This is a genomic window from Actinomycetospora sp., from assembly GCF_055612215.1.
The window spans coordinates 1-6,397 of the sequence record NZ_JBVPVA010000628.1 but is presented as its reverse complement, the minus strand read 5'-3'; the positions used below and the strand labels follow the sequence as shown (position 1 = coordinate 6,397).

General features: G+C 75.9%; 8 protein-coding genes and 1 pseudogene. 6 read left to right on the top strand and 3 right to left on the bottom strand.

Features of this window, described 5'->3' with window-relative positions; all coding sequences use genetic code 11:
* Nucleotides 1-927 (top strand): annotated as a pseudogene (locus AC0CYZ_RS17275) (hypothetical protein); the annotation flags it as partial.
* Here the strand turns inward: AC0CYZ_RS17275 and AC0CYZ_RS17270 are convergent.
* The gene (locus AC0CYZ_RS17270) at nt 896-1,708 is read right to left on the bottom strand and encodes a class I SAM-dependent methyltransferase (protein WP_472217522.1); all 813 of its coding nucleotides are present in this window, start codon (nt 1,706-1,708) and stop codon (nt 896-898) included. The pseudogene AC0CYZ_RS17275 and the gene AC0CYZ_RS17270 overlap by 32 nt on opposite strands.
* 31 nt (nt 1,709-1,739) lie before the next feature.
* Nucleotides 1,740-2,783: a methylenetetrahydrofolate reductase gene (locus AC0CYZ_RS17265; protein ID WP_472217520.1), complete on the bottom strand. Its 1,044-nt coding sequence runs from the start codon at nt 2,781-2,783 to the stop codon at nt 1,740-1,742.
* 199 nt (nt 2,784-2,982) lie between these two features.
* Here AC0CYZ_RS17265 and pqqA point away from each other — a divergent pair, with 199 nt between their 5' ends.
* The 5 genes from pqqA (at nt 2,983) to pqqE (ending at nt 6,133) form a co-directional block, all read left to right on the top strand.
* Nucleotides 2,983-3,072, top strand: a complete 90-nt coding sequence (gene pqqA / locus AC0CYZ_RS17260) for a pyrroloquinoline quinone precursor peptide PqqA (RefSeq protein WP_472217518.1) — start codon at nt 2,983-2,985, stop codon at nt 3,070-3,072.
* A 73-nt stretch (nt 3,073-3,145) separates the two neighbouring features.
* Nucleotides 3,146-4,060, top strand: coding sequence for a pyrroloquinoline quinone biosynthesis protein PqqB (pqqB, locus tag AC0CYZ_RS17255; protein WP_472217517.1), 915 nt, complete (start codon nt 3,146-3,148; stop codon nt 4,058-4,060).
* A complete protein-coding gene (gene pqqC, locus AC0CYZ_RS17250; RefSeq protein ID WP_472217515.1) occupies nt 4,057-4,758 on the top strand; it encodes a pyrroloquinoline-quinone synthase PqqC in 702 nt (233 codons plus the stop codon). Before pqqB ends, pqqC begins: the two co-directional genes overlap by 4 nt.
* Nucleotides 4,755-5,036: a pyrroloquinoline quinone biosynthesis peptide chaperone PqqD gene (gene pqqD / locus AC0CYZ_RS17245; RefSeq protein ID WP_472217513.1), complete on the top strand. Its 282-nt coding sequence runs from the start codon at nt 4,755-4,757 to the stop codon at nt 5,034-5,036. The genes pqqC and pqqD overlap by 4 nt, the downstream gene beginning before the upstream one ends.
* Nucleotides 5,033-6,133 carry a pyrroloquinoline quinone biosynthesis protein PqqE gene (gene pqqE / locus AC0CYZ_RS17240; protein ID WP_472217511.1) on the top strand — a complete coding sequence of 367 codons (1,101 nt, stop codon included), beginning with the start codon at nt 5,033-5,035 and terminating at the stop codon, nt 6,131-6,133. Before pqqD ends, pqqE begins: the two co-directional genes overlap by 4 nt.
* A 72-nt stretch (nt 6,134-6,205) precedes the next feature.
* Here the strand turns inward: pqqE and AC0CYZ_RS17235 are convergent.
* Nucleotides 6,206-6,397, bottom strand: a 192-nt coding sequence (locus AC0CYZ_RS17235; RefSeq protein WP_472217509.1) for a hypothetical protein, incomplete at its 5' end; no start/stop codon positions are given.

Sequence of the window (6,397 nt, the reverse complement as noted above, 5' to 3'; positions counted from 1 at the left end):
CCGCTGCTGCCGCCGTCGGGCTCGCCGCTCTACGACGCCGCGGTCGACCTGCTCCGCGCCGTTCTCGCCCGCACGCCGGACCGCCACCCGGCGGCCCGCCCGCTCGCGGCCCTGCTCGCCCGGCACGGCGCGTCGTGGCGCGTCGGCGTCGCCGCCCCGGACCCCGCCGACGCCGCCGCGGTCACCGAGGCCCTCACCGCCGCCCACCCGCCCACAGGCGTCGTCGTGGACCTCTCCGCGCGGGCCGCCGCCGGCCCGCTCGCGCCCGAGGACGTCGTCGACGAGCTCGTCCTGCTCGCCCGCGACGAGGCCGGGTCGTGGGTGCCGGGCTGGCTGGCGGAGCGGCCCACGGTCGCCGTCCGCGTGGCGCCGCCCGACCCCGAGCCCGACACCGACGGCGCCGGGCCCACCGACCGGACCGTGCGCGTCACCCTTCCCGACCCGCGCACCGGCGAGATCGCCGCCGTCGTCGAGGCCCTGGAGCGCGACTGCCGCCCCCGGGCGGCGCGCACCCGGGCCCGCGCGGTGCTCGAGGGGATCGAGGCCCTCGCCCGCGCCGACCGCGAGCCGTGGGGGCGCCGCGTCCTCTTCGACGTCGAGCGGGTGAGGACCACCGCGGCCCAGGAGCTGGCCGAGGCCGAGCTGGCCGACGCGGTCCGCACCGGGCGGACGGTCCTGCCGGCCGCGCATCGCGACGCCGCCGTGCGCCTGCTCGGCGGGGAGGGGACCTCGCCGACGGCACGGCTGGGCCTGCCCGCCGACGCCGGCCCCGACGAGGTCGCCGCCGCGGCCCGCGCGCAGCGCGCCCGCTGGCAGCGCCTGGCCGGCCGCCTCCCGGCGGACCGGGCCGCGCGGGAGGCCGCCGAGGTGCTGGTCGCCGCCTGCGAGGGACTCGTCAGTACGCCCGGGAGCGCAGCAGCACGCTGACGACCTCCCCGGCGGACATCAGCCGCCCGAGGACCGCGTGCTGGTGCTCGGCCTCCCGGTGGGCCGGATCGTCGGCGTGGTCGCGCGCGATGACCGCCTGCACGGCCTCCTCGCGGCGCTGCCAGTCGTCGGGGGCGCTGGCGGTCGAGGCGGCGTCGCGCCGGTCGAGGACGTGGAACCCGGTGGCCTCGAGGTCGCGCTCCACGGACTCGTCGCTCGGGAAGCTGTTGCTCGACAGGTCCTCCGAGGGCTCCCGCCGGGCGACGAGCACGAGCAGGCCGAGGCGCCCGCCGGGTCGCAGCACGCGGTGCAGCTCGGCGAGCAGGGTGCGCTTCTCCTCGGTCGTGTCGAGGACCCCGAGGCACCAGGCGGCGTCGACGGAGTCGTCGGCCAGCGGCAGGTGCTCGCTCCAGGCCGCCACCGCGGGCCGCCCGAACAGGCGCCGCGACGCGGCCGCGGCGTGGGGCATCGGCTCGGCCAGCACCACCGGCCCCGACCACCGGTCGGCGTACTCGCGGATCAGCCACGCCGTCGGGCCGCCGAGCCCGGACCCGGCGTCGAGGAAGCGGTCGTCGTCGTGCAGGTCGAGACCGTCGGCGAGCCAGGCGAGGTCGGCAGGGCTGCCGGAGCCGCGGCACGCCGCGGGGATGGCGTGGTCCTCGCCGAGCTCGGCGACCGCCGCCTCCGTCCACGCGGCCACGGTGTCGAACTCGGCCTCCAGCGCGGGGTCGGCCCCGACCGCCCGGATGCCGTCGATCTCCGCCGCACCCTGTTGGGGCACCCGCCACCTCCGTCCGGTCCGCCGGACCGGATCAGGACGGGACCGTGGCCCGCTCGACCGCGAGCCGCCGCCCCACCTCCGCCTTGATGTCGGCGGCGGGTACCCACCCCGCCCGCGATCCGACACCGGAGAGGTTGACGCCGACGACGCCGGGCACCGCGAGCAGCGCCCGCGCCTCGGCCACCGCGGTCGCGATGCCCGCCTCGACCGGGTCGGGCGCGGTGAGCACCGCGGCCACCGCCTCCTCGTCGAGCTCGAGGCCCGGGAGGGCCGCGAGGCCGCGGGCCGTCGGCTCGTCGGTGTAGACCGCGACGCCGGCGATCACCGGCAGGTCCACCCCGGCGGCGCGCGCCTGCTCCAGGAAGGCGGCCAGCACCTCGGGCCGGGGTGCGTGGTTGGTGACCACCAGCGACGCCCCGGCGCGCTGCTTCTCGGCGAGGACCCGCGCCCGGACACCCGCCGGCGGGGCGGCCGGGGCGACGGCCACGGTCGCGGCCAGCCCGGCGTGGGCGGCCAGGTTGGTGAGGCGCGTCGAGTCGAGGTCGAACACGCCGGTCACCTCCGGGCGCACCCCGGGCCCGCGACCGTCCCCGGTGACGCAGAGGACGCCCTCGACGCCGAGGGCCGCGAGCCCGGCGAGCTCCTGCTCGAGCACGACGCGGTTGCGGTCCCGGCAGGTCAGCGTGATCCACGGGTGCGCGCCCGCGGCCCGGAGCTCCGCGGCCATCATCGTCGGGGGGAAGTCCGGCACGTCGTGGTGCTCGCCGACCAGCAGCGCGTCGCTGTGCCGGGCGAGGCGCCCGGCGACGTCGCGCAGGGTCGCGACGTCGTACGGCGGGACGGACAGGTCGGTGAGCACGACGGGCCGCCGCGTCGCGGTGTCGAGGAGCCCCCCGGACGTCACCGCGCCCGCGTCGGGGGTGGGCCCGTCCCACCGGCGCACCGGCACCTCGTCCGCCGGGTCGGGCGCCGCCCAGGGGCAGGGGAGCGCCGGGTCGAGCTCGCAGGCCCCGCCGGGACGGACCCCGCCGCAGGGACCGAACACCATGCGCTTGGGGCAGCCGTCGACGATCACGGCCCGGGGGTTCCCCCGGGAACCGGCGAATGATCTCCCCGGCGGCGTGCACGTCCGTCGCTGTCCGGTCGAGGGGGGCGCCCCCTCCCTCCGGAGGGGATGCCGGGCTGCGGGTGGGACGTGATCGCGAACACTCCTACGGTCGGGGGAGGCCGTCCGAGGCCGTCGGACGGCCGGACGAGGAAGGAAGTGGGAGACGATGGAGTCCGCCGCCGTGTGGGAGGCCCCCGAGTTCGAGGAGATCGGGGTCGCCCCCGAGGTGACGATGTACGTCGCCCAGATCGACTGACACGTCCACTGGCGGGCACCGGGTGCGCGGGAGCGCCCCGGTGCCCGGCCGCGACCCACGGCGAGGAGGCCGCGTGCGCGTCCGGGTGCTCGGATCGGCCGCCGGTGGCGGATTCCCGCAGTGGAACTGCTCCTGCGACGGCTGCCGCGCGGCCCGGGAGGGCACCGCGACCCCGCGGACGCAGTCGTCGATCGCCGTCGAGGCGGGCGACCGGTGGTTCCTCGTCAACGCCTCGCCGGACGTCCGCCAGCAGATGACCGCCTGCCGCGGCCTGCACCCCCGCGACGGCCGCGCCACCCCGCTCGAGGCCGTGCTGCTCACCGACGCCGAGATCGACCACACGCTGGGTCTGCTCCTGCTGCGTGAGGGTCGCGGGGTGACCGTGCACGCGACCGCGGCCACCGAGGCCACGCTGCGCCGCGGCACCGGGTTCCTGACGACGCTGGAGCGCTACTGCCCCGTCGAGGTCGTCCCGGTCGAGCCCGGCGTGGAGCACGCTCTCACCCCGGAGCTCACCTACACCGCGATCGACCTGCCGACCGGCAAGGAGCCGCGGTTCGCCGAGGTCCGGGCCAGGGCGAGCGAAGCGACGGGGGGCAATCCGGCCGACGACCCGGGCCGCGTGATCGGCTACCGCTTCCGCGACACGGGTACCGGCGGCGTCGTCGTGTACGCCCCCGGCGTCGCCGACCTCGCCCCGCTGCGCGCCGCCTGTGAGGGCGCCTCGGTGCTGCTGGTCGACGGCACCTGCTTCCACGACGACGAGCTCGCGCGGCTCGGGCTGGGACGCAAGCGGGCGTCCGACATGGGGCACGTCGCGCAGGACGCGGGCATGCTCGAGTGGCTGGAGGGCCTCGCGGTGCCGCAGCGGGTGCTCGTGCACATCAACAACTCGAACCCGATCCTCCTCGAGGACTCGCCCGAGCGGGCGGTCGTCGAGAAGGCCGGGGTCGAGATCGGGACCGACGGACTGGAGTTCACGGCATGACTGAGCTGGTCGACCGGCTGCGCTCCCAGGCCGAGCGCTACCACGCGGCCCACCCGTTCCACGTGCGGATGAACGACGGGGAGCTCTCGCGCCGGCAGATCGAGGGCTGGGTCGCGAACCGGTTCGCCTACCAGGAGGCCATCCCGATCAAGGACGCCGCGATCCTGTCGAACTGCCCCGACGTGGCCGTCCGCCGGCGGTGGATCCGGCGGATCACCGACCACGACGGCGTGGACGGGGCGAGCGGAGCGACGGGGAAGGGCGGAGGCGAGGAGGGCGGCATCGAGGCCTGGGTGCGCCTGGGCGAGGCGTGCGGTGTGCCGCGCGAGGAGATGCTCGACCACCGCCACGTCGTGCCCGGCGTGCGGTTCGCCGTCGACGCCTACGTGACGTTCGCGCGGACGAAGCCGTGGGTGGTCGCGGTGGCCTCGTCGCTCACCGAGCTGTTCGCCCCCGACCTCATGGCGAACCGGCTCGCGGCGTTCGAGAAGTACTACACGTGGATCGACCCGGAGGGCCTGCAGTACTTCCGCAACCGGCTCTTCCAGGCGCCGCGGGACTCCGAGCACGCCCTGGAGGTGGTGCTCGAGCACTGCCGGACCCCGGAGACCGAGCAGCTGGCCTACGACGCGCTGGCGTTCAAGAACGACGTCCTCTGGGCCATGATGGACGCGATCGACCGGGCGTACCCGGAGTGAGCACCACCGTGGACGCCGACGCGGTACCGCGGCTGGGCCGGGGGGTGCGGTTGCGCCACGACGCGTCCCGCGACCGCCACGTGCTGCTCCTGCCCGAGACCGTGGTCGTCCTCAACACGACCGGCACCGCCATCCTCGAACTGTGCGACGGGTCCCGGACGGTGTCCGAGATCGTCGCCGCGCTGCGCGAGCGCTACGGGGACGTCCCCGAGGAGCAGGTGCACGCCTATCTGGGCCGTCTCGTCGAGAGACGGCACGTGGAGATGACGACGACGTGACGACCCCGAAGCCCGAGGGCCCGCTGGGCCTGCTGGCCGAGCTGACCTACCGCTGCCCGCTGGCCTGCGCCTACTGCTCGAACCCGATCGAGATCGCCGCCTACCGCGACGAGCTCTCCACCGCCGACTGGCAGCGGGTGGTCACCGAGGCCGCGGACCTCGGCGCGCTGCAGTGCCACCTCTCGGGCGGCGAGCCGCTGCTGCGCCGCGACCTCGCCGAGATCGTCGCCACCGCCCGGGACCAGGGGCTCTACACGAACCTCGTCACGAGCGCGCTGGGCTTCACCACGTCGCGGGCGGCGGAGCTGCACGACGCCGGACTCGACCACGTCCAGGTCTCCCTGCAGGCCGACGAGCCGACGCTCTCGGACCGGATCGCCGGCACCCCGTCGTTCGAGCGCAAGATCGCCGCGGCGCGCACCGTGCGGGAGCTCGGCTGGCCGCTGACGCTGAACGTGGTGCTGCACCGCCAGAACATCGACCGGGTCGACCAGGTGCTGGCCGCCGCCGAGGACCTCGGCGCCGACCGCATCGAGCTCGCCAACACGCAGTACTACGGCTGGGCGTGGCGCAACCGGACCGCGCTGCTGCCCAGCCGCGAGCAGCTCGCGGCCGCCGAGGTCACCGTCCGCGCCGCGAAGGAACGGCTGCGCGGCCGCATGGAGATCATCTACGTGGTCCCGGACTACTACGCGACCTACCCCAAGCCGTGCATGGGCGGCTGGGGCGCGCGCCAGCTCGTGGTCGTGCCCACCGGGGACGCGATGCCGTGCCTCGCCGCGCACGAGCTGCCCCTGCCGCGGGCGAACGTCCGCGAGGCGTCGCTGCGCTGGATCTGGGAGGACTCGCCGATGTTCTCGGCGTTCCGCGGCACCGACTGGATGCAGGACCCGTGCCGCAGCTGCTCCCGGCGCGAGGTCGACCTCGGTGGCTGCCGCTGCCAGGCGTTCGCGCTCACCGGCGACGCCACCCGCACCGACCCGGTCTGCCACCTCTCGCCGGACCACGGGCTCGTCGAGTCGGCGGTCGAGGCGGCGAACGACGACCGCACCGGGAACACGGTGAGCCTGCCGCTGGTCGCGCGCCCGCACGCGTAAGTAGGTGCGCTTCGCGCTCGTGAGCACTAGTCCGTGTCATAGGGCGGAATAGTGCTCACGAGCCGAAGGCACCTAGGTACCGGCGACGTAGAGCTGTCGCACCTGCGCCGCACTGAGCGCCACGGAGTAGACCGCCGCGTAGCCGAGGCTGCCGGTCCAGTAACTGGTGGTCGGGGACGAGGTCCAGCCGCCGGTGCTGTCCCAGCCCACCCGCCAGTAGCCGGTGTTCGAGGTGCCGCCCTCGGCGGTGGTGATCGTGGGGTC